This is a genomic window from Corticimicrobacter sp. (assembly GCF_040137905.1).
GTDB lineage: Bacteria > Pseudomonadota > Gammaproteobacteria > Burkholderiales > Burkholderiaceae_B > Corticimicrobacter.
Genome location: NZ_JBEFDG010000041.1, coordinates 17,973 through 40,544 on the forward strand (window position 1 = coordinate 17,973; position 22,572 = coordinate 40,544).

25 protein-coding genes are annotated in these 22,572 nt (G+C 62.8%); 13 read left to right on the forward strand and 12 right to left on the reverse strand.

Annotated elements, in window-relative coordinates; genetic code table 11:
* Positions 1 to 8: 8 nt before the first annotated feature.
* The gene (locus tag ABN482_RS06810) at positions 9 to 236 is read left to right on the forward strand and encodes a hypothetical protein (RefSeq protein WP_349503277.1); all 228 of its coding nucleotides are present in this window, start codon (positions 9 to 11) and stop codon (positions 234 to 236) included.
* Between the two features lie 38 nt (positions 237 to 274).
* On the opposite strand, the gene ABN482_RS06815 is transcribed toward ABN482_RS06810, so the two are convergent.
* Together ABN482_RS06815 and metK are read right to left on the reverse strand one after the other, a co-directional pair.
* A complete protein-coding gene (locus ABN482_RS06815) occupies positions 275 to 622 on the reverse strand; it encodes a DUF7716 domain-containing protein (protein ID WP_349503278.1) in 348 nt (115 codons plus the stop codon).
* Between the two features lie 98 nt (positions 623 to 720).
* On the reverse strand, positions 721 to 1,878 hold the full coding sequence (metK, locus tag ABN482_RS06820; RefSeq protein ID WP_349503279.1) for a methionine adenosyltransferase: 1,158 nt from the start codon (positions 1,876 to 1,878) through the stop codon (positions 721 to 723).
* Between the two features lie 303 nt (positions 1,879 to 2,181).
* Between metK and ABN482_RS06825 the strand changes: the two genes are divergently transcribed.
* The 5 genes from ABN482_RS06825 (at position 2,182) to xerC (ending at position 6,726) form a co-directional block, all read left to right on the forward strand.
* Positions 2,182 to 3,114, forward strand: coding sequence for a lysophospholipid acyltransferase family protein (locus ABN482_RS06825; protein ID WP_349503280.1), 933 nt, complete (start codon positions 2,182 to 2,184; stop codon positions 3,112 to 3,114).
* On the forward strand, positions 3,107 to 4,015 hold the full coding sequence (locus ABN482_RS06830; RefSeq protein ID WP_349503281.1) for a lysophospholipid acyltransferase family protein: 909 nt from the start codon (positions 3,107 to 3,109) through the stop codon (positions 4,013 to 4,015). Before ABN482_RS06825 ends, ABN482_RS06830 begins: the two co-directional genes overlap by 8 nt.
* A gap of 16 nt (positions 4,016 to 4,031) precedes the next feature.
* A complete protein-coding gene (dapF, locus tag ABN482_RS06835; protein ID WP_349503282.1) occupies positions 4,032 to 4,904 on the forward strand; it encodes a diaminopimelate epimerase in 873 nt (290 codons plus the stop codon).
* 12 nt (positions 4,905 to 4,916) lie between these two features.
* On the forward strand, positions 4,917 to 5,633 hold the full coding sequence (locus ABN482_RS06840) for a DUF484 family protein (RefSeq protein ID WP_349503283.1): 717 nt from the start codon (positions 4,917 to 4,919) through the stop codon (positions 5,631 to 5,633).
* A gap of 73 nt (positions 5,634 to 5,706) precedes the next feature.
* Positions 5,707 to 6,726, forward strand: coding sequence for a tyrosine recombinase XerC (xerC, locus tag ABN482_RS06845; protein WP_349503302.1), 1,020 nt, complete (start codon positions 5,707 to 5,709; stop codon positions 6,724 to 6,726).
* Between the two features lie 69 nt (positions 6,727 to 6,795).
* Here xerC and ABN482_RS06850 read toward each other — a convergent pair whose 3' ends face one another.
* Entirely contained in the window at positions 6,796 to 7,413 is a 618-nt protein-coding gene (locus ABN482_RS06850) for a DUF3885 domain-containing protein (protein WP_349503284.1), read from the reverse strand.
* Between the two features lie 115 nt (positions 7,414 to 7,528).
* Between ABN482_RS06850 and ABN482_RS06855 the strand changes: the two genes are divergently transcribed.
* From ABN482_RS06855 to ABN482_RS06865, 3 genes are read left to right on the forward strand one after another with little or no spacing between them, the layout of a single operon-like run.
* Positions 7,529 to 8,251, forward strand: a complete 723-nt coding sequence (locus ABN482_RS06855; protein WP_349503285.1) for a hypothetical protein — start codon at positions 7,529 to 7,531, stop codon at positions 8,249 to 8,251.
* Positions 8,252 to 8,291: 40 nt separating this feature from the next.
* Positions 8,292 to 9,002: a response regulator transcription factor gene (locus tag ABN482_RS06860; RefSeq protein ID WP_349503286.1), complete on the forward strand. Its 711-nt coding sequence runs from the start codon at positions 8,292 to 8,294 to the stop codon at positions 9,000 to 9,002.
* A 5-nt stretch (positions 9,003 to 9,007) separates the two neighbouring features.
* Entirely contained in the window at positions 9,008 to 10,354 is a 1,347-nt protein-coding gene (locus ABN482_RS06865) for a sensor histidine kinase (RefSeq protein WP_349503287.1), read from the forward strand.
* Here the strand turns inward: ABN482_RS06865 and ABN482_RS06870 are convergent.
* The 8 genes from ABN482_RS06870 to ABN482_RS06905 form a co-directional block, all read right to left on the reverse strand.
* Positions 10,312 to 11,100 carry a class I SAM-dependent methyltransferase gene (locus ABN482_RS06870; RefSeq protein WP_349503288.1) on the reverse strand — a complete coding sequence of 263 codons (789 nt, stop codon included), beginning with the start codon at positions 11,098 to 11,100 and terminating at the stop codon, positions 10,312 to 10,314. The two genes, ABN482_RS06865 and ABN482_RS06870, sit on opposite strands and share 43 nt — an antisense overlap.
* A gap of 9 nt (positions 11,101 to 11,109) precedes the next feature.
* Positions 11,110 to 13,221, reverse strand: coding sequence for a TonB-dependent receptor domain-containing protein (locus tag ABN482_RS06875; protein WP_502877256.1), 2,112 nt, complete (start codon positions 13,219 to 13,221; stop codon positions 11,110 to 11,112).
* Between the two features lie 78 nt (positions 13,222 to 13,299).
* Positions 13,300 to 14,304, reverse strand: coding sequence for a nickel/cobalt transporter (locus ABN482_RS06880; RefSeq protein ID WP_502877257.1), 1,005 nt, complete (start codon positions 14,302 to 14,304; stop codon positions 13,300 to 13,302).
* Between the two features lie 59 nt (positions 14,305 to 14,363).
* Positions 14,364 to 15,104: a DUF1007 family protein gene (locus tag ABN482_RS06885; RefSeq protein WP_349503291.1), complete on the reverse strand. Its 741-nt coding sequence runs from the start codon at positions 15,102 to 15,104 to the stop codon at positions 14,364 to 14,366.
* The gene (locus tag ABN482_RS06890) at positions 15,065 to 16,249 is read right to left on the reverse strand and encodes a metal ABC transporter substrate-binding protein (RefSeq protein ID WP_349503292.1); all 1,185 of its coding nucleotides are present in this window, start codon (positions 16,247 to 16,249) and stop codon (positions 15,065 to 15,067) included. Before ABN482_RS06890 ends, ABN482_RS06885 begins: the two co-directional genes overlap by 40 nt.
* 37 nt (positions 16,250 to 16,286) lie before the next feature.
* The gene (locus tag ABN482_RS06895) at positions 16,287 to 17,183 is read right to left on the reverse strand and encodes a metal ABC transporter permease (protein WP_349503293.1); all 897 of its coding nucleotides are present in this window, start codon (positions 17,181 to 17,183) and stop codon (positions 16,287 to 16,289) included.
* A gap of 2 nt (positions 17,184 to 17,185) precedes the next feature.
* Positions 17,186 to 17,935, reverse strand: a complete 750-nt coding sequence (locus ABN482_RS06900) for a metal ABC transporter ATP-binding protein (protein WP_349503294.1) — start codon at positions 17,933 to 17,935, stop codon at positions 17,186 to 17,188.
* 4 nt (positions 17,936 to 17,939) lie between these two features.
* Positions 17,940 to 18,119 carry a hypothetical protein gene (locus ABN482_RS06905; protein ID WP_109062706.1) on the reverse strand — a complete coding sequence of 60 codons (180 nt, stop codon included), beginning with the start codon at positions 18,117 to 18,119 and terminating at the stop codon, positions 17,940 to 17,942.
* Between the two features lie 187 nt (positions 18,120 to 18,306).
* On the opposite strand from ABN482_RS06905, the gene ABN482_RS06910 reads away from it, so the two are divergent.
* The 3 genes from ABN482_RS06910 to dksA all read left to right on the forward strand — a co-directional run bounded on the left by ABN482_RS06910 (position 18,307) and on the right by dksA (position 20,568).
* Entirely contained in the window at positions 18,307 to 18,816 is a 510-nt protein-coding gene (locus tag ABN482_RS06910; RefSeq protein WP_349503295.1) for a Fur family transcriptional regulator, read from the forward strand.
* Between the two features lie 123 nt (positions 18,817 to 18,939).
* Positions 18,940 to 20,067, forward strand: coding sequence for a CobW family GTP-binding protein (locus ABN482_RS06915; RefSeq protein ID WP_349503296.1), 1,128 nt, complete (start codon positions 18,940 to 18,942; stop codon positions 20,065 to 20,067).
* Positions 20,068 to 20,106: 39 nt separating this feature from the next.
* Positions 20,107 to 20,568, forward strand: coding sequence for an RNA polymerase-binding protein DksA (gene dksA / locus ABN482_RS06920; protein ID WP_349503297.1), 462 nt, complete (start codon positions 20,107 to 20,109; stop codon positions 20,566 to 20,568).
* 72 nt (positions 20,569 to 20,640) lie between these two features.
* Here the strand turns inward: dksA and glyA are convergent, their stop codons facing one another.
* Positions 20,641 to 21,888, reverse strand: coding sequence for a serine hydroxymethyltransferase (gene glyA / locus ABN482_RS06925; RefSeq protein ID WP_349503298.1), 1,248 nt, complete (start codon positions 21,886 to 21,888; stop codon positions 20,641 to 20,643).
* Positions 21,889 to 22,077: 189 nt separating this feature from the next.
* Here glyA and ABN482_RS06930 point away from each other — a divergent pair.
* The coding region (locus ABN482_RS06930; RefSeq protein WP_349503299.1) for a GntR family transcriptional regulator at positions 22,078 to 22,572 on the forward strand (495 nt) is incomplete at its 3' end.

Below are 22,572 nucleotides of genomic sequence, written 5' to 3' on the forward strand. Positions count from 1 at the left end.
CCGTCTTCATGAAACACGACTTCATCAATGCGGTGAAAATTCATATCTCTCAAGAGAATGACTTATTGGAAATACGCAAGGTATTGATTCATTTCCAAGAAAAAGGCATGCCCAAAAACTTCATGCTGGCAGGTCTCAACGAAATCAGAAAATCAGAACATGAAGATATTGTTCTGGAATTAATGGATTTTGCAGAAGGATTCTGCGACCCACGCCTGGCAATATACTCCAAATAGATCAACGCCACGCCGCATCAAGACGCCAATTCAAATCACTATATCACCATAAAATCATCATTATTCATATAATAATCGAGAGCCTCAACTATCAGACCACAACCTGGATCAATCGCCTGCATCAAAACATTATTTAAGACATCAACAAACTGCTCTCCATAATAAAGCAGCTCCAGCTCATTCTTCACCACAAAATCTGGAAAAACATCATTTCCTGCATCATCTCCGACTGGGTATTCCTCCACATAAATCCACATACCTTGGGAAAGAGGCACATCGGAGTCCTGACAGTACAGGCAGAAATCATCCTCTATCTGGCCAATATTTTCTCTGCAAAAGAGAATGAGCTCGGATAATTCAATCTTGTGTCTTCTTGCTATTTTCATTTATTCCGCCTTGCAATCGTACAAACCACTTCCATCTCCACAAACGACTTGCGGGCTGCATCGAGCAGCCCGCAAGTCAGTGTAAAGCGACAGGAAAATCAGCCCTTGAGCAGCGTGGCGCGGTCAGTGGCTTCCCAGGTGAACTCGGGTTCGGCACGGCCGAAGTGGCCATAGGCCGCCGTCTTGGAATAGATCGGGCGCAGCAGGTCGAGCATGTTGACGATACCGCGCGGACGCAGGTCGAAATGCTCGCGTACCAGCTTGGCGATCTCGGCATCGGGGATCACGCCGGTGCCTTCGGTGTAGACCGTGATGTTGATCGGTTCGGCCACGCCGATGGCATAGCTGACCTGCACCTGGCACTGGCGCGCCAACCCCGCTGCCACCACGTTCTTGGCGACGTAACGAGCAGCGTAGGCTGCCGAACGGTCCACCTTGGAGGGGTCCTTGCCCGAGAAGGCACCGCCACCATGCGGGCATGCGCCGCCATAGGTATCGACGATGATCTTGCGGCCGGTCAGGCCGCAATCGCCCTGCGGGCCGCCGATCACGAAGCGTCCGGTCGGGTTGACCAGGTAGCGGGTATTGGGGGTCAGCAAGCCTTCGGCAAAGCTGGGCTTGATGATGTCTTCGATCACGGCCTCGCGGATGGTTTCCTGCGAAACATCCGGCGAATGCTGGGTCGACAGCACCACGGTGTCGACCTCGGCAGGACGACCATCGATGTAGCGGAACGTGACCTGCGACTTGGCATCGGGACGCAGCCAGGGCAGGCGGCCATCCTTGCGCAGTTCGCTCTGGCGCTGCACCAGCCGGTGCGCATACCAGATCGGGGCCGGCATCAGGTCGGGGGTTTCGTCGCAGGCATAGCCAAACATCAGGCCCTGGTCACCGGCACCCTGGTTGAGGAAATCCTCGGAGGTGCGATCCACCCCCTGGGCGATATCGGGCGACTGCTTGTCGTAGGCGACCAGCACGGCGCAGCCCTTGTAGTCGATACCGAAATCGGTGTTGTCGTAGCCGATGCGGCGGATCGTATCGCGCGCCACCTGGATGTAGTCGACATTGGCGGTCGTGGTGATCTCGCCGGCCAGCACCACCAGACCGGTGTTGCACAGCGTTTCGGCGGCCACGCGCGCATTGGGATCCTGCTCGAAGATGGCATCGAGCACGGCATCGGAAATCTGGTCGGCGACCTTATCGGGATGGCCTTCCGATACGGACTCGGAAGTGAAGAGGAAATCTTGTGGGGCCACGACTGGCATCCTTGCAAAACCGGCGTTACAGTGAAACCGGACAGGTTGACGGGCGCGTTGCACGCCTGACGAAGACCTGGAAAGCAGGAGAGTACGGGCGCGACGCTTTAGCGGAAAAAAGCCGAAACGTGTGCAGACGATAGTACAGCCCGCCCTGCAGTTCCGCGGCCGCCCCGCAAGTTGTCGGTTAATTCGGCGGCCTTTCTCATTTTAGGCGAAAATGGCACCTTTTGGTGATCCGTCAGCCGACGAACAAACGGCCAAAGCGCCATCACTTCACGGCCTTCGTCAGACTCCCGCCCTATGTTGCTCCTGCTCCTGCGCCTGCTGGCCTGTCTTCCCCTCTCCGTCCTGCATGGTCTCGGCCGACTCGCCGGGGGCCTGATCTACGCCCTGCCGGGCAAGTACCGGACCCGCCTGCGTGCCAATGCCACCCAGGCCGGCTACCCCGAGGCGGCGTTCGCACGCCGCGCCGCCCGCGAGGCCGGCGCCATGATTCTCGAACTTGCCTATGTCTGGCTACGCACGCCCCAGGCCGTGGCCAGGGTCGAGGTGGACGACGCTGCCGACCTGCACGAGGCTCTGGCCGATCCGCGCGGTATCCTGTTTCTCACCCCGCACCTGGGCTGCTACGACATCACCGCCCGCTGGCTGGCCCAGCATCGCGCCATGACCGTGATGTACCGTCCGCCGCGCAAGGCATACCTGGCACCCATCCTGTCCACCATCCGCAATACCGAAGGACTGACGGCCGTACCGGCCACCATGCAGGGCGTGCGGGCCTTCGTGCGCACGCTCAAGCAGGGCCACAGCATCGGCATGCTGCCGGACCAGGTGCCCAACGCGGGCGACGGCGTCTGGGTACCGTTCTTTGACCGCCCGGCCTTTACCACCACGCTGCCTGGCCGGCTGGCCCGCCAGACCAAAGTGCCGGTGGTCATGGTGGCAGGCGAACGCCTGCCCGGCGGTCGCGGCTGGCGGCTGCATCACCTGCGCCTGCCCGACCCACTGCCGGAATCCCCCGAAGAACAGGCCCGCGTCATCAATGCTGCCATGGAGACCCTGATCCGGCGCTGTCCACAGCAATACCTGTGGAGCTACAACCGCTACAAGCAGCCGCACAAGGAAACCGCCCGCCACCCGGACGGCACCGCACCGACTGACGCCCACGACAGGCCGGCCACCTCCGAAGAATCCGCAACGCCCCGCACATCGGGCCATACGCCGCATGACTGACGCCGCTCCCGTCTCCACGTTCAAATCCCGCATGCTGTTCCGGCTGCTGGGCGTCTTCGCACGCCTGCGCCCGGCCAGCCGCCTGCGGCTGGGCCGCATCCTGGGCCGGCTGGCCTACCGGCTGGTGCGCCCCCGCGTGCGGGTGGCCCGGCGCAATCTCGAGATCTGTTTTCCCGAGCAGACGGCCGAACAACGTGAAATCCTGCTGCGCCAGCATTTTCATGCGCTGGCGCAATCCGTGATCGACCGCGGCGTACTGTGGCGCGGCAGCGAGGTCGACATCCTCGACATGGTGGAACTGCGCGGTTTCGAGCATATCCAGGCACTACAGGACACCGGCAGGCCTGTCATCATGCTGGCACCGCACTTCATCGGACTAGATGCCGCCGCTACCCGCCTGTCCATCGCGCTGACCGAAGCCGCCTCGATCTATTCCGTGCAAAGCGACCCCGGCATCGACGCGCTGGTACGCGCCGGGCGCGCCCGTTTCAACAAGATCCACCTGGTCAGCCGGCGCGACGGCGTGCGCGGCCTGATCCGGCACCTGCGCGCCGGCTTGCCGGTGTATTACCTGCCCGACATGGACTTTGGACGCCGGGGCGCGATTTTCACGCCGTTCTTCGGCACTCCTGCGGCCACCATTCCGGCCACGGCCCAGATCGCCCGCAACTGGCATGCCGCCGTCGTCCCCATCATCAGTACCTGGGACCCGGCCAGTGGCCGCTACCTGATCGAAGTCCTGCCCGCACTGGAGGACTTTCCTGGCGACGCCTCGCTCGAAGAGGCCACGGCACGACTGAACCACCTGCTGGAGGGCTGGATCATGGCCCGTCCCAGCCAGTATTATTGGGTACACCGACGCTTCAAGACCCGGCCCGAGGGCGAGCCCGGCCTGTACTGAACACGAGACACGCATCATGGCTTTCTACGAATTCACCAAAATGCACGGTGCCGGCAATGATTTCATTGTCCTCGACGGCGTGCGCCAGCAGATCAGCCTCAGCCCCGCCCAGTTGCGCGCCCTGGCCGATCGCCGTTTCGGCATCGGTGCCGACCAGATCCTGCTGGTCGAGCCAGCGCAGCATGGCGAAGCCGATTTCCGCTACCGCATTTTCAATGCCGATGGCAGCGAGGTCGAGCACTGCGGCAACGGCGCACGCTGCTTCGTGCGCTTCGTGCACGAGCAGGGCTTGTCCGACCGCAACCCGCTGCATGCCGAGATCGCCACCGGCACGCTGACACTGACGGAGCAAGCCGACGGCGAAGTCACCGTCGACATGGGCATCTGCCGCTTCGAGCCCGCGACCCTGCCGTTCGATCCCGATGGTCTGACCACCAGGACCACGGGAGAAGCCACCCAATGGGCATTGCCGCTGGAAGGCGAGGCAGAGCCGGTCTGGATCGTACCCGTCTCGATTTCCAACCCGCATGCCGTGCAGGTGGTGACCGATGTCGATACCGCACCTGTCGCCCGTACCGGCCCGCTGATCGAATCGCACCCCCGCTTTGCGCGCCGCGTCAATGCCGGCTTCATGCAGATCCTCGGTCGTCACGATATCCGCCTGCGTGTGTACGAGCGCGGTGCCGGCGAAACCCTGGCCTGCGGTACGGGTGCCTGCGCGGCTGCCGTCGCCGGCATACGCCTCGGCCTGCTCGACAGCCCGGTCAGGGTGCAAACGCGCGGCGGCGACCTGACGATCCGCTGGGATGGCACCCGGCTCGCCATGACAGGGCCGGCCACCACCGTCTTTACCGGTCGGTTCGATACCGATACGCTGGTGGGTGACTGATGCAGGCTGCGCGTGGCCACCGTACCGACCCACGCGCACGCATCGCCCACTTTCATTGCCTCCCTTTCGCACCACATCATTGCCATGACCGACGCCACCACCCACACCCCGGAAGACATCGCGCTCTTTCTGCGCCAGCATCCGGATTTCTTCATCAAGAATGCAGACATCTTCGCGGAGTTCAAGCTGCCGCACCCACACTCCGGCAAGGCCATTTCACTGGGAGAGCGCCAGATCCTGACGCTGCGCGAACGGCTCAAGCAGACCGAAAACACGCTGGCAGGGCTGATCCACAATGCCAAGTCCAATGATGCCATCAGCCTGCGCCTGTATCAGTGGGTCGAACACCTGGTGGCCCTGCCCGACAGCGACACGCTGGCCGACGCCATCCGCGCCACGCTGATCGAGGATTTCGGCCTGCAGGACGCCACCGTGCGCTGGTGGGGTGCCACGCCCCCCGAGGATGCCGCCCTGATCGACAGTCTGGCCAACCAGGCCGCCCCTGCCGTCGGCTCCAGCCTGGATCACCCGGCCGTAGCCTTGCTGGCACAGACTCCCGCGTCAGTCGCGATTATCGTGCTGCGCCATGACGTTATCGGCGACCAGCCGGCCGGCGTGCTGGTACTGGGCGCAGACAGCGCGGACCGTTTCACGCCGGACATGGGCACGCATTTCCTGGCCACCATCGGTGCCCTCGCCAGCGCCACGCTGGGGCGCACAGCCGCCTGACGCCATGCGTGGCCCTCCATCCACCGCTTCGCCTCCGATGCCCAGCCTCGCTGGAACCGAAGTGTCGCCGAATATGGGCCATGACAGCGACGGGCCAGCACCGAATGCCCTCCTGCCATCCCCGATGGCTGGCTGGCTGCAACACCTGCAGACCGAGCGACGCTACTCGCCCCATACCCTGTCGAACTACCGTCGCGACCTGTGCGCCCTGCTGCGGCAGGCCGAGCACCGCCCCCTGGACCAGATCAGCCAGGGACATATCCGCCAGTATCTGGCACGTCTGCACGGCCAGGGCCTGAGTCCTGCCAGCCTGGCTCGCACGCTGGCCGCCTGGCGCGGTTTCTTCCAGTGGTGGGGACCACAGGCCGGCCTGCCGGCCAACCCGGCCCTTGGCGTGCGCGCGCCCAAGGCCCCCAAGGCGCTGCCCAAGGCGCTGTCGGTAGACTACGCCATCCACCTGCTCGACAAGGTCGCCCCCGATGCCACGCAGGCAGCGGTCGCCCTGCAGCACGGCCAGGAAGCCCAGACCATCCTGCGCGACCAGGCCATGTTCGAGCTGCTGTACTCAAGCGGATTGCGCGTCTCCGAACTGGTCGCACTGGACTGCCGGCACCATCAGTCGCAGACCTACGCATCACGCAGTTGGCTGCAACTGGATGAACGCGAGGTCATCGTGCTGGGCAAGGGTGGCAAACGCCGCAACGTTCCTGTCGGCCAGGCCGCCGCACAGGCCCTTGAGCGCTGGCTGCAGGCCCGCCCAGCCTGGGTCCCGGCACAGGCAGACGAAGACACGCAGGCAGCGCTTTTCCTGGGTCTGCGCGGTGCCCGCATCACGCCCCGGGTGGTCCAGTTGCAACTTGCCAAACGGGCGCAGGCTGCCGGCTTGCCCACCCATGTGCATCCCCATGTGCTGCGCCACAGTTTCGCCAGCCATCTGCTGCAGTCTTCGCAGGATCTGCGCGCCGTGCAGGAGCTGTTGGGACATGTCAACATTTCCACCACCCAGATCTATACCCGACTCGACTACCAGCACCTGGCCAAGGTCTACGACCAGGCCCACCCGCGGGCCCAGCGGCAGGACAAGGACAAGTAAACGGATTGCCCCGTCCACAGTGTGATCGGGCCACATCCTGCCCGCATCACGCCGGGCGTCGCCGAGCCGTCAACACACAGGGTTGAAGGTCCGCTCCATGGCGTCCCTGTCGTAGTCAAGCAACCAGGCATGGTGCTTTTCATACAAGGGGTGCAATCGTGAGGAATCGTGACAGATCACATCCATCCCCCGATCATCATAAGGATGAAGCAGAATGCCGGATGCCGGCTGTATCAGATACACCAGGCACTGAGGGTTCGGGCGTACCGCCCCCAGGTCGGTCGCCAGGGCACACCAGAGCAGGTTCTGCAGTTTGGAGGCAGGGACCTCAAACACACAGTTGATCCAGCTACCGATATCGGACGCATCGGTGTCACCGCCCGCTTCGCGCCATATCGCCCGCACTTTCGGCACAGCAATACCTGCCAGTCGAAGCTCGCGCAGCGTCTCCCTCAGTTCGAAACCCGAAGCCCCCACAAAGCGCTGCATATGCACCAGCACGTGGTCTTGCGTACCGAACACGTCTCGGGCGATGACCGTTGCCCTGTGCAACGCAGTCAGCATCAGGTCGAGCGGGCTGTCGCCCTCGGACAGTTCAAAGCGCAGCCCACCGGGGAAAGTATAGAAAAGAGCATGCCGATAAGGCCCCGCCCCGGTCAATTCATGAGTGATGCGCTTGAAGTCCATGGCTGCTGGTCACATGAGAACGGCAAAACCGAAGCGTACCCCATCGCCTGCCATCGCGACTAAAATCCTGCCTTCCGCATCACCTCATGATGCCTATATAAAAACAAGGCCTGCCGTGAAAGACTGGTTCGAATCCGCCCCGCTCGTAGAAAATGCCGCCGTCGAGATCGCATTCCTGCTGCGCACCGACTTCTATTACGGCCCGGATGGTCATCAGGATATCACCGGGAAAAAGCTGATCGCCCCGCTGAGCCTTCCCGAGTTTCCCAGAGTCGTCGCCTCGCAGGCCACGACCCGGGAAGCCGAGCACCACACCGACGAACTGATCCGCTATTACGCCGACATCATCCGATATGCACAGCAATACAGCCGGAATATCGAGCAGGTGCGCCACTATTTCTGGCTCAGGCTGTATCTCAGCACGCCTTCCGGCCATTTCGATGTCGCGTTTCCCTATTACGACACCCTGGCAGAGATTGCCCCACTGCTCCTCACCCTGATCAATCCCCCCACCAGTGGCGAAGTGCTGTGGGATCGGGATCAGTGCTGGGAACTGGACATGATTGCCCACGACGGCATGTTGTATGTCCGCGAATGGGACCCGGATGGCGCGGATCACCCCTGGGACCCCGATGCCGGTGCCGTCAATGCCCTCGGCAAGCTTCCCCTGCAGGCACTGGAAGCATCGAGCAAGGCCGCACTGGAACGCGCCAGGCGCATCGTTGCTGCCCTGAGTGACGCCCTGGGGGTGGATCTCTGGAGTGCCCGCCCGCCGGAAGACATGGATTTCCAGCGGCTGATGCTGCCTGTCCAAGCCAGCGGGCGTGCTTCATCATAAAATAGGCAATGCTTCCTGTTTTCAGTCATAGAGGTTGGTCTTGCCGCCCCGCAATGCTCCTACCGTCCTGATCGTCGAAGACGACGCCGCACTGGCCGAGAACCTGTTCTCTTCGCTGGAAGCAGACGGCTTCGTGCCCGACATCGCCTACGACGGCTGCATGGCGATCGAAGCCATCGACCACCAGCGCTTCGACCTGATCGTGCTCGACATCGGCCTGCCCCGCGTCGATGGCTGGACCGTGCTGCGCCATCTGCGTACCGAGCTTGGACTGTCCACACCGGTGCTCATCCTGACGGCACGTCAGGAAATCGAAGACAAGCGCATCGGCTTCAACCTGGGGGCAGACGACTATCAGACGAAACCTTTTTCGCTCGAGGAAATCTCGTTGCGGCTACATGCACTGCTGCGACGCAGCAGTGCCAGCCAGGCTGATCCCATCCTGCGCTGCGGTCGCCTGACCTACGCCCTGGCCACGCAGCAGGTCTGCCTGGACGACACCGAACTCCGGCTCCCCCGCAAAAGCCTGCAGATCCTGGAGGCGCTGATGCGTCAGCCGGGACGCATCGTCTCCCGCACCGAACTGGAACAGATCCTGTGGCCCGATGAAACACCGGCCTCCGACGCCCTGCGCAGCCACATGCATGTGTTGCGCAAGACCCTGGCCGCCCACGGCTTCGAGGGTCTGGAAACCCTCAGCGGCAGCGGCTGGAAAATGACCGTGCCGCCCCTGCGCCAGCCCGAGGCCTGACACACATGCGCCCGTCACTGGCTACCCGCGTCATCCTGGCATTGACCGTGCTGATCATGTTCGCGGTCGGGCTGGTGTCCCTGACCGCGTTCTATACCCACCAGCGCATGGAAAGCCGCGTCATCGATTCGCTGCTGAAAACGGAGGCCGACCGGCTGGTATCGCGCATTGCCAGTGTCAGCCCGACCTGGGATGTCCCTTTCGTGCGGCAGTTCGGCCCACACCTGTATGCCTGGGGCGAAAGCGACCGGGTCCGCGCACCGGACATGCCGGATTTCCTGCGCACCCTGCCCAATGGCATGCACTATATCGATGGCGAGCACAGCACCCTGCACATCAAGATCGTCGACGCCCGCGATGGCCGCTTCTACGTCATGTACGACGCCGTGGAAACCGAGGCACTGACACGCGAGTTCGGACTGTCGCTGCTGCTGATCGCGCTGTTCTTCATCCTGGCCTCCTACGCCACGGCATGGAAACTGGCCCAGTGGGTGGTACAGCCGCTACAGGAAGTGACCGACCTGCTGGCGCGCTGGGCACCGGGGCGGCCACGCAAGCAGGACGCCCGCAGCGACGAGCGCGGCCGCCTGACTGAAGCCTTCAACCGCATGCAGGACCGGATCGAGCGTACCATCGCCGACCAGAAAGAGTTCGCCGCCAACTTCCAGCACGAAGTCCGCACCCCCCTGTCGATCATCCGCAGCGATGCCGAACTGCTGCGCCGGCTGCCGCTGGACAGCTCGGCACGCCAGCATCGGCTGGATCGCATCATCCGCTGCGTGGATGAGCTCAACGACGCACTCACCAGCACCTACAGCCTGTCGCAGTCAGACGATGGGCAACGCGAAACCATCAGCCTGCAGACCATCATCCATGATGCCCTGTCGAGCCTGTCAGAAGAGGCTGCCCGCCAGGGACTGGCCCTGCACATCGAGGTTGATCCGGCCTGTCATGCCACGGTCAACCCACACGCCCTGCTGACGGTGGTCCGCAATATCGTGCGCAATGCCATCCGCCATGCCGCACCGGCCACCCTGTCCATCCGGGCGCTGCAGGGCGGGCTGTCCTTTACCGATGACGGCCCCGGCATCCCGACCGCCGAACTGCCCCATATCTTCGATCGCTACTTCAGCCAGCGGCGCAAGGACGCCCCCGCCCAGTCCTCGTTCGGCGACAGCGGCATCGGCCTGGCGATTGCCAAGCAGACCTGTGCCCTGCAGGGATGGCAACTGGAAGCTCACTCCCCGATCAGGGATCAGCGCGGCACCGCCTTCACCCTGACATTCGACACGGCATCACCACGCGCCCATCAGCCTGCCGCTGCCGACACCGGCTCGGCCGCGATCACATAGTCATGGCCATGCCGCAGGCCCCCCTCGGCATCGGCCAGGGCGCGTGCCCGCTGGCGCAGCTCGGCCACATGCGTGGACAATGACACCGCCAGCGACCGGTCACGCAGCCGGGCCAGGCGCTGGTCGCACATATCCAGCTGGCTGTCGATAAAACGGGCACCGTAGCGGATGCCGTAGCGCTGCATATCCAGCACCCGGAAACCTGCCTGCTGTAAATGGCGCACGACCCAGTCCGCCGGATATTCTCGATAGGGCCGCTCCCCCGCCAGCAGCAGGCAGGCATCGCGCAACCGGCCGATCTCGCAGACCATGCGGCCAGCCGCACTCTCGGGAAAATAAGGCACATAGGGTTCCAGGCCGATCACGTACAGCCTTTGCCCCACCAGCGGACGCAGGCGACCGAATATCCGGTCCTGCCAGTAGGGCGCGAAACCATCGATGGCCCCCACCAGGTAATCTGCCAGCACCGTGTCGTAGCACTCGCCTTCCAGCAGCCCCTCGTCCATCCAGTTACCGGTCAGGATCCGGTCTTGTGGCCGCATGCGGCCCTCGACCAGCGGCCTGACACTGTCTGCCATACCGCTGGCCCCCGTCACCGCCGTCCAGGCCTCGGTATCCTGCTTCAGCAGCCAGGACAGCGACCCACGCCCGGTGCCTGCATCCAGGAAACGCCCCCAGGGCACGTCACCCTGCAGGATCGCCACGATGTCGAACAACGTATTGCCTTGCTTGAGAGGAATGCTCACCGTCTGCGCTCAGAAGTCGAACCGGACACCGGCGATCAGGCTACGGCCCTGTACCGGCGCGGCACGCGAAATGAAGGAGGCATGATTGTAGGCCAGCCGGTTCAGCAGGTTGGTGCCACGCAGGTAGACCTGCCAGTCGGTCGCTCCCGAGCGGCCCAGGTAAGCAACCCCGGCATTGACCATGTTGTAGCCCGGCGTCTCGCTTTCGAAGTCGGCGATCCGGTTCTGGCTGAAGACACGGTAGTACTCGGCATAGGCGCGCCATTGCTGCCAGCTGGTATCCGCCCGCAGGCCCAGCCGGGCGGCAGGAATGCGCGGCAGGTTGCCCGCCCCTTCGCGCAGCTTGCCGCGTACGTAGTCACCGAACAGCGTGGTCTTGAGCAGCGGCGAGAAACGGTACGAGACGTTGGCCTCGGCACCGGTGAACTCGGCATCGTGCTGGGTGTACTTGATCAGGCGGAAATCCTCATGCTGGTCGAGTGTATTGGCATAGATGTAGTTCTTCGTGCGACTGTGGAATACATTGATGCCGAACTGCAGGTCGCCCTCGTGCTTGCGTATTCCCAGATCCACGCCACGGGTGGTTTCCTTGCCCAGGTTGGCATCGCCCAGTTCGTAGGTGTTGGTCGCCAGATGCACGCCCCTGGCATACAGCTCCTGGGCATTGGGCAGGCGCTGCGACTGCGTGAACGACAGCGTCGCCGCATAGGCCGGTGCAAAATCCCATACGGCAGCAGCCGACCACGACACGGCACGCAGATCGGACGCCGACTGGCTGTTGTCAGGCGTCACGCGCTGCCATTCATGGCGCGCCCCCAGCTCGAAGCGCCAGTCACCCAGCGGGTATTCCTCGACCAGAAAAATCCCTGTATTGGTCGTCCGTGTGCGCGGCATGAAATTTTCCAGTCCGCTTGACTCAAACTCCGAGCGCGCCGTCTGCACGCCCAGCACCCCACGCCAGCCATACAGGGGCCGGTGCTGCAATTCCAGGCGGGTATCGTGGCCCCGGTTGGTGAAAACCGTCGTCTTTTCGTCGCCGTCGCGTTCATCGTGACGATAATCGGTATAGCCGGCACGCAGCCGGATCTTTTCAACACCCGCCATCGGATCACGCCATTCGCCACGGATATCGAAGCGTTCGCTGCGCAAATGCGCCGTCGCTGAATGACCACCGCCATGATCGTGGTCATGGTCGTGATCATGTCCGTGCCCATGATCATGACCGCCGCAGTGCAGGTGCTGGCCGTGCGGATGGCAATCCTCGTATTCATGGCTGTGGCCAGGCAGGCCATAGTCCTCTTCCCGGTAGGAATAGGCCGCGCCGAGATAACCGCTGTCGCCCAGGAAAGTCATGCCCAGGCTGCCGGTGGTGGTGTCGGCATTCGAATCCTTGACCCGTTTCTCGTCCCAATGCCCGACACGGTAGTCATCCGATTTGCTGCGTGCACCTTCGGCATGGAAAACCACGCGCCCCGTCCCGCCCGTCACCGAAAATGCGCCGGCCCGTTCACGAGCCGCCGTCGCTCCCTGCAGCTCCAGGGAGCCTTCAATGCCGCGTTCCGGCATGGCTGTGGGAATCTTGTTGTCCAGCACGTTGACCACGCCACCAATGGCCCCACCGCCATACAGCAGGGCAGAAGGCCCACGCAGGATCTCGATCCGCTCCGCCAGCAGGGTATCGACGGTCACCACATGATCGGGCGATACCGCCGAGGCATCCATGATTTCAGAACCATCGCTCAGCACCTTGACGCGCGGTGCGGTCTGCCCGCGGATCACCGGGCGGCTGGCACCGCCGCCGAACGTATCGACATGCACGCCGGGCTGGCCATCGAGCAGTTCGCCCAGCGTCCCACGACGGCGCTGCACCAGTGCATCGCCTTCCAGGATCGTCACCGGGACAACCGAATCCTCGGCACTGCGCGCCAGGGGACTGGCCGATACGGTAATGCCGGGCAATGCGGCGACACCCGCATCTGCCACCTGCTGGGCCTGTGCGGGGATGGACTGTGTCAGTGCTGCCAGCAGGGCCAGCGACAGCGGGGATCGTGAAAGCGTCATGCGAATGTCTCTCTGCTTGTCTGGAAAATTCCACAAAAAAGCAATGATATAACATTTCATAACCATCACGAAGAAGCGGCAACGAAAAACCGCAACGGCTCGGCCATGATCCTTCGCAACAACCGCCTGCCACACCATTCAGCGATACGCGGCCAGTGCCCCCGCCAGCAGGCCCAGTCCGAGCAGCAGCACCATAAGGGCCGCGCACACGGCAATCAGCCGGCGCAACCACTGCGTCTGCCGTGCCTGCAATGGCAAACGCAGTGTCAACCGCTCGACCGACAATGCTCCCGCCGCCAGCAGCGACATGGTCAGCCCGGTCCCCACGCCCATGGCCAGCGCAGCCACGACGCCAGCCAGAAAAAAATCCTGCGCCATGGCAAACGCCAGCACGATCAAGGCACCACTGCAGGGCCGCAGCCCCATCGAGAGCAGCGCTGCCCAGGCCTTGTGCCAGTCCAGCCGCCCCGAAACCAGAGAGGGTGCCGGAAGATGACCACGACCACAGTCACAGCCTGCGTCACCACGCACGCCGGCATAGCGCAAGCGCATGTAGCCCCCCTTGCCATCCCGACCGGCGGTGTCACTCCGCAAGGTCGCCGTACCAAACAGCCCGACAGGCTGCCGCCTGGCCGCGCGCCATTGCCCGACCTGTCGCCACAACATCCAGGCTCCCAATCCGGTCACCATTGCATAGGCCACGATTTCCATCTGGGTGGCGGCACGCGTCACCGCCGCCCCATGCCAGCCCAGCAGCCAGCCCAGTCCACCGATCAGCAATACGGCGACCAGCGCCTGCAAAAGCGCCGACAGCATGGCCAGCACTGCACCATTGCGTACCGTTTCCCGATTCGCCAGCACGTAGGAAGCCAACACCGCCTTGCCGTGCCCGGGTCCGAGTGCATGGAAAACGCCATAGGCGAAAGACAGCCCGACCAGCCACCAGCCCTGCCCGCCCCCCTGCCAACTGCGGACAGCACCGGTCAACTGGCGGTAGAAGAGACTCTGCCATTCCGACACCCACGCGGCAAACCGGCCCAGCCAGCCGTCCGGCGCAGGCGGCGGTGCTGGCACGCCGACCGCGAAAGGATGCCCCTGCGCCCAGGCCGATGACACCCCCAACAGCAGCAATACCATGACCATCCCCACCAACAGGCCAGGCCACCCTGATCCGCCCCAGCCTTGCCTGCCGTGGATTGCCCTCAGCCGCATGTCAACAGCAACCTGTGCTGCAATTGGCCTGCGGCTTCGAGCAGGTCGGCGGGCATGCTTTCAGGATCGGCATCCTCGGGGATCTCGGCCAGGCGGGCCATGGTCTGCCAGTCCAGTTCCCTGGGCGGCACATAGCGGACCCCACAACCCGCCGGCGCATTCACCAGCCGGAACGGTTTGAAGGAAGGCGGCGGCGGTGCGCCCGTCACAGGGTTTTCGCCGGTGAAATCGTATGCCACGAAAAACGTCGGATCCTGGATGGACACTTCCAGTGTCTGCCCCGGTGCCAGTGCCAGCGGCTGCACCAACGGCAGCGTGAAGGTCAGCCCGAGCTGGCTGCTGTCGGCAACCCAGCGGCCCGAATATTCGGTAGGTGCAACAGTCGGCAGCTCGCGGTCCATCAGACTGACACGCGTGAAATAGTGAGAAATGGGATCACCGAGCGCCTCCATCCAGGGACCGACCATCTCCTGCAATGTCTTGTCGGCATAGCCGCCCCCCTTCTGCTTGGTCACGCCCATCAGCGCATAGGACGAAAACATCTCGTCAAAATCCCAGTGTTCTTCGAGCGCGGCCAGACGGCCCTGCTCATCGAATCGGAAATCCACCGTGGCATTGATCCACATATGCGGATGGGCCTGGGCTCCGCAAATCGGGGCCAGTGTCAATGCCACGGCAGCAGCCAGGCGTTTCAGGGGTGCAATGCGTCGAGAATCTGACGGGTATTCCATTCGTACATGTCCAGGTAGGTCGCGGCAGGCTGACCCGGCTTGGACAAGGCATCGGAATAGAGGGTTCCACCGACTCGGGCACCGGTTTCACGCGATATCTGCTCGACCAAACGCGGGTTGCTGATATTTTCCATGAAAACGGCCTGCACGCCTGCCTCCCTGAGCTGGCGAATGATCGCCGCCACCGTGGCGGCAGAAGGTTCGGCATCCGTGGAGACGCCGGCAGGTGCCAGGATCTTCAACCCATAGGCATCGCCCAGGTAGCCAAACGATTCGTGGGAAGTCACCAGCGTGCGGCGTCCGGACGGAATCGCGGCAAACGCTTCCTTGAGACGGGCATCCAGCGCCTTCAGGCGCAGAATATAGCTGTCGGCATTGCGCCGGTATTCGTCTGCATGGGCGGGATCAACCTGCGCCAGACCCGTTGCGATATTGTTGACATAGACCTCGGCATTGCCCAGGTTTTGCCATGCGTGCGGGTCGGCTGCGCCGTGCTCGTGCGTATGAGCATGGGCATGCTCGTGTGCATGACCGTCCGACGCTGCGCCATGATCGTGATCATGCGCATGAGCCTCATGTTCGTGCTCGTGAGCCTCATGATCATGATCGTGCTCATGATGATCCTCGGCATGGGCATGCTCGTGATCATGGGCGGCCGCTGCTGCCGGCGCGTGCTCATGTCCATGCTGCGCATCATGACCATGGTCCGCATCGTGGGCCTGCCCGACCGCGTCATCCTCTGCACCGAAGGTGCGTGGATGGATGCCCTTGCTGGCTTCGATCACCGGCCCCGCATAACCGGACGACTTCACCAGGCGCGGCATCCAGGACTCGAAATTCAGGCCATTGACGAACAGGATCTGCGCCTGGCTCAGGCTCCTGACATTGGCGGGTGTCGGTTCGTAGACATGGGCATCGCCATCGGGGCCGACCAGCGTCGTCAGTTCGACATGATCCCCGCCCACTTCACGCACCAGATCGCCCAGGATGGAAAAACTGGCCACCACCTTCAAGGGCGCATCTGCCGCCCAGGCTGCTCCTGCCGGGCACAGCGCCACCACCACGGCTCCGGCCAGCGCCTTCAGTGAATACCTGCGCAACGTACGTTGCTCACGACTGCCTGCCCGCGACTCATCCTGACTCATTGCCTTCTCCTGTCTCATGATCGAATACCGATACACGCTATGGCACCTGCCGGCTATCCGCCGGCGCGTTCTGCCCCAGGGCATAACGCGTGCGTCGACAGACACCACCGTAGGTACCGAAAAAGATCGATGCCAGATAACCGCTGCCCGCGACCAGGATGATGGCCGGCGACGCCGGCACATCGAAGTGATAGGAAAGCAGCAGGCCGAACACGCTGGAGGCCACGCCCCACAGCCCGGCCACCACGATCTGCCGTCCGACGGTGCGCACCCAGAAGCGCGCCGTGGCTGCCGGCAACATCATCAGGCCGACCGCCATCAACGTGCCCAGCACCTGGAAACCGGCCACCAGGTTGGCCACCACCAGCACCAGGAACACCATGTGTACCGCCGGACCGTTGCCGCCAATGGCACGCAGGAAGCCCGGGTCCAGGCACTCGGCGATCAGCAACCGATAGATCACCGACAGCGTCAGCAGGGTCAGCGTGGCGCAGGCCGCCATCAGGATAAGCGCGCTGTCGTCAAGGCCCAGCACCGTGCCGAACAGCACATGCAGCAGATCCATGTTGGAGCCCCGCAACGACACCAGCAACACCCCCAGCCCCAGTGAAATCAGGTAGAACGCGGCAAAGCTGGCATCCTCGCGCAACGGCGTGACCCGCGACACCAGCCCGGCCAGCAGCGCCACGGCCAGGCCAGTCACCAGCCCGCCCAACATCATGGCCGTCAGCGACAGGCCGGCCACCAGGAAACCGGCCGCCACCCCCGGCAGGATCGCATGCGCCATGGCATCGCCCACCAGGCTCATGCGGCGCAGCACCAGGAAAACGCCCAGCGGTGCCGAACTCAGGGCCAGCGCACTGGCACCCGCCAGGGCCCGGCGCATGAAGCTGAACTCGATAAAGGGAGAAAAGAGGATATCCACCAGCGCCATGTTCAGCCCCAGAACGCGGCATCGCAGGATTTGCGCGCCAGCCTCAGATTGTCGTCACTCAGTACGGTGGCGGTATCGCCCCAGGCGATCGGCCGTCGCGCCAGCAGCAGCGTACGCGGGAAATGCTCGCGCACCAGATCCAGATCATGCAGCACGGCAATGATGGTGCGCCCCTGGCCGTGCCACTGCCGGATCAGGGTCATCAGCACATCGATGGTCTCGCTATCCACGGCAGCAAACGGTTCGTCCATCAGCAAAACCGGCGCATCCTGCAGCAGCATCCGTGCAAACAGCGCGCGCTGCATCTGCCCGCCCGACAGCGCCTCGATCAGCCAATGCGTACAGTGGGTCAGGCCCACCGCCTGCAAGGCCTCGTCCACCAAACGCAGGTGGCGGCCCCGCAAGGCCCCCCAGGGGCCGACCTGGCGCCAGGCTCCCATGGCCACCAGGTCATAGACCGTGATCGGAAACTGGCGATCGAGGTCGGCGGCCTGCGGCAGCCAGGCGATTTCTCCGCCCGGACCGGGACAGCGCACCACCCGACCATGGGCCGGCTTGAGCATGCCCATGATGCCCTTGAGCAACGTGGATTTGCCTGCGCCGTTGGGCCCCACGATGGCCGTCAGGGAACCTTGCTCGAAGGCTCCGGACACGTCCCGGGTCACAATGCCGGTCGGCCAGCCGAACGCTGCATCTTCGAGCGCGATGGCCGGCACGGCGGCTGCGGACGCCGCGTTGGAGGCAGAATTCATTGGCTCAGACCTGCATCGCCCAGTACAGCGCGCCCCAGATGACTACGCTGACCGCCAGGGCCCAGGGCAGGCGTCCTGCCGCCGAAGCCAGGAAGGCCGAGCGATAGGGGTCGGGCTTGCAGTGCGTATGCGCATGGTCGTGTGCATCGGCGTGGCAGGGAGGGCGTTCTGGAAGGGTCGGCATGGCGATAACTGGACAGGCATAAGTGCCAAGCACTTTGCCATGATGTGTCGTTGATCTTTTAATGTTATATCATATCACGATGATTTGCCGTGCCAGGCATTTTTCTGCTAATGTCCAAGTCTTTGCTTTTTCTGGCCTATTCATTATTCCGGCCTATCGATTGCCAGTCACCATAGGGGGTGCCACCATGACGACAGCACCGGCCGCCGCCAGCGGCACGCCCGACGACGCCACCATCCAGGCTCGCCTGCAGACCGCCGAAGCGCTCTGCCTGCGGCAGGGACTCAAGCTCACGCCGATCCGCCGCAAGGTACTCGAGTTGCTATTGCGTCATGGCCGCAGCCTCAAAGCCTATGAGCTGCTCGACACCATGCGCAGCGTACATCCGGGATCTGCGCCACCCACGGTCTATCGTGCGCTCGACTTCCTGGTCGAGGCCGGCCTCGTGCACAGGCTGGATGCCGTCAACGCCTGGATCGCCTGCCATGATGCCGACGGCGACCCGCATGACCTGCTGATCGTCTGTACCCATTGTGGTGCGGTGGCCGAGATCAGCGATCCAGCCATGAGTCGCCAACTGGCCGAGCGCGTGACCCAGGCGGGTTTTTCCCTGAGCGGCCATGAGATGGAAATCCGTGCACTCTGCCCGGCCTGCAGGCAGCAGGCCCAACCAGCCGCTTGCAAACACACACATTGATGTACTCATCGACATCGTTTTTTCAGCCTCTGCGTTCGCTTTTTTCACACGGTTGATCATGACAGCGGCCTGTGATGTAATCGCTCGTTATCTTTTTACTCGGTTTGATGGTCTGACCTCATTATGAATGCACATTCTTCCCCGGAAAAAATGATTCCCGTCACGGTACTGACCGGATTCCTGGGCGCGGGCAAGACCACCCTGCTCAAGCGCATTCTGACCGAACATCACGGCCAGCGCATCGCCGTGATCGAAAACGAATTCGGACCCGAGAGCATCGACAATGACCTGCTCGTGCAGCACAGCGACGAACAGATCATCGAGATGAGCAATGGCTGCATCTGCTGCACGATCCGGGGCGACCTTGTAGAGGCACTCAGCGACCTGCGCCGCCAGCGCGAGACCGGCAAGGTCAAGTTCGAGCGCGTCATCATCGAGACCACCGGCATGGCCAATCCCGGCCCGGTGTGCCAGACCTTCTTCATGGATGACGAGGTCGCCGAGTTCTACAAGCTCGACGCCGTCATCACCGTGGTCGATGCGCTGCATGGCATGCAGACGCTCGACGATCAGCCCGAGGCCCAGAAGCAGGTCGGCTTTGCCGATCGCATCCTGGTGTCAAAGAAGGATCTGGTCAACGACCTCGATTACCAGGCCCTGCGCGCCCGCCTGATGCGCATGAATCCACGCGCGGCCATCACGCCGGTGAACTTCGGGGAGATCGATCTCAAGCAAGTGCTCGATATCAGCGGCTTCAATCTCAATGACATCATCGAGATCGACCCCGCCTTCCTGGCCGAGCAGCATCCCGATGCGCATGACCACAGCCATGCGCATCACAATCACGACCACGGCCACGATCATCATCACGATCATGATGATGACGACGATCACCATGGCTGCGGCGCAGGCTGCCAGCACCAGCATCATCAGCATCCTGCGCACGACGACGAAATCAGCGCCTTCGTCTTCAAGTCCGACAAACCGTTCGATCCCGCCAAGCTGGAAGAATTCCTGGGTGGCATCGTGCAGGTCTACGGACCCGATCTGCTTCGCTACAAAGGCATCCTGTATCTGAAAGGCGTCAAGCGACGCATGATTTTCCAGGGTGTCCACATGATGACCGGAGCCGAGCCAGGACAGCCCTGGGGTCCCCGGGAACAACGCGGCACCAAGATGGTCTTCATCGGCCGCAAACTACCCCGCGACGTATTTACCAAGGGGTTGGAAATGTGTTTGGCCAGAGGCTGACAGCCTCGGCCCGACTCGACGTCTACAGGAGTGTTTCTCATGGTTACCAAGACAGCAAAAGATAAAGAAGCCGGCGCGGAAACGCAAGATATCTCCCTGCCTACCGAGCAGGAACTCCTGGCCATGCCTGAGTCCGCCTACATGAATGCGATTCAACTGGCCTTCTTCAAGAATCGCCTGCGCCAGCTTGAACAAGGCATTCTGAACAATGCCGATGCCACGACAGAAAACCTGCGTGACACCCAGTTCGTGCCCGATCCCGCCGATCGCGCTACGATCGAGGAAGAGCACGCACTGGAACTGCGTACCCGCGACCGCGAACGCAAGCTGCTGAAAAAGGTCCAGCAAGCCATCGCCAGCATCGATGCCGGCGATTACGGCTGGTGTGAGGAAACGGGCGAGCCCATCGGCGTCCCCCGTCTGCTGGCACGCCCCACCGCCACGCTGTCGCTCGAGGCGCAGGAACGCCGCGAAATGCGCCAGAAGATGTACGGCGACTGACTCTTTCATCCTGCTGCATATACAACGCCCCTTTTCAGGGGCGTTTTTTTACACGCCGGAATCCTGCAAGACTCAGCCGTATACCGGGAAGCGTCTGCACAACGCATCCACTTCGTCCCGGATACGCTCACGAACCTGCGCATCGGCGGGCGCAGCCAGCCGGTCGGCAATGGCATGCGCTACCCGCACCGCATCCTCGACACCAAAGCCCCGCGTCGTGATGGCCGGCGTTCCAAGCCGGATACCGCTGCTCACCGTCGCTTTCTGCGGATCACGCGGCACCGTATTCTTGTTGCAGGTCAGCCCGACGTCCTCCAGCAGCCGCTCGGCCTCCTGGCCCGTCAGCCCCTGGCCTCGCAGATCGATCAGCATCAGGTGGCTTTCCGTGCGCCCCGAAACGATGCGCAGGCCACGCTGGATAAGGGTGTCGGCCATGGCTCGGGCATTGTCCAGGACCTGCTGCTGGTAGACCCTGAATGCAGGTTCCAGCGCCAGGCCGAACGCCACGGCCTTGCCGGCAATCACATGCATCAGCGGGCCGCCCTGTATCCCCGGAAAGATCGCCGAGTTGATGGCCCGTTCGTGCTCTGCCTTCATCAGGATCGCGCCACCGCGCGGACCACGCAGCCCCTTGTGTGTGGTCGTCGTGACAAAGTCTGCATGTGGTACCGGATTGGGATACACGCCCCCGGCAATCAGGCCGGCATAATGCGCCATATCGACCATGAACCAGGCGCCCACCTCTTTTGCCACGCGGGCAAAGCGCTCGAAATCGATCCGCAGGGCATAGGCGGATGCGCCGGCGATGATCAGCTTCGGGCGTGTTTCCCGGGCCACGCGCTCCATTTCGTCATAGTCGATTTGTTCCTGCTCATCCAACCCATAGCTGACCACGTTGAACCATTTGCCGCTGATATTCAGCGGCATGCCATGCGTCAGGTGCCCGCCTTCATCCAGACGCATGCCGAGGATGGTATCGCCCGGCTTGAGCATTGCGAAGAACACAGCCTGGTTGGCCTGCGAACCGGCATGGGGCTGCACATTCGCGGCTTCGGCACCAAACAGGGTCTTGAGCCGTTCGATGGCCAGGTTTTCCGCCTCATCCACCACGGCACAGCCACCGTAATAACGCCGCCCCGGATAGCCTTCGGCATACTTGTTGGTCAGCACGGAACCGACCGCCGCCATGACGGCGGGATGGGCGTGATTTTCCGAGGCGATCAACTCGATATGGGCTTCCTGGCGCCGGGCTTCACGCTGGATGACATCCCAGATGACGGGATCGAGGCGGCTCAGTGGTTCGTGGTGTTCGTCGAACATGGTGTACTCCTTCTGCAGGCTCAGGACAAAAATCAATTAAACCGATTCAATCAACCTAATAACATTAATTGAGTCGATTTAATCGGTCAAGAAAATTTCCTGCCCTGATCCATTACACTAGGGCGTATCCATCCGGGGCGCTCGACATGTCCATGCCATGACGCTCCACCATCGAGGAGACATTTCGCCGTGTGGTCACCCGATCTGAGCCAGTACCAGGGCGCGATCTACGAGAAAATCGCAGCCGCCCTCGAACACGATATCCGTGGCGGCCTGCTGCAGCCCGGCATCCGGCTGCCCACGCTCAAGGAACTGGCAGGCGCGCTGAGCGTCACGCCAGGGACGGTCAATCGCGCCTACGAACTGGCGCAGCGTCGCGGCCTGGTGGAAGGAGAGGTGGGGCGCGGCACATTCGTGCAACCGCGACGTACGCAAAGCCATCAGGCCCCCGCATCTGCACAGCAACCAGCGCCGGCATCCCCGGCAGTGACCGCTGACGCGCCTTCGGCCGCCCCGGTCAGCGACACCATCGACCTGTCGATCGTCAAGCCCAACCTGCAACTCCAGGAACCCTATGTCCGGGCTGTCCTGAAAGAGCTGGCACACTCGGGCAGCCTGTCCGAAATGCTGGACTACACCCCTGACGGAGGCTTGTTGCTGCACCGCCAGGCCGGCGCTGCGTGG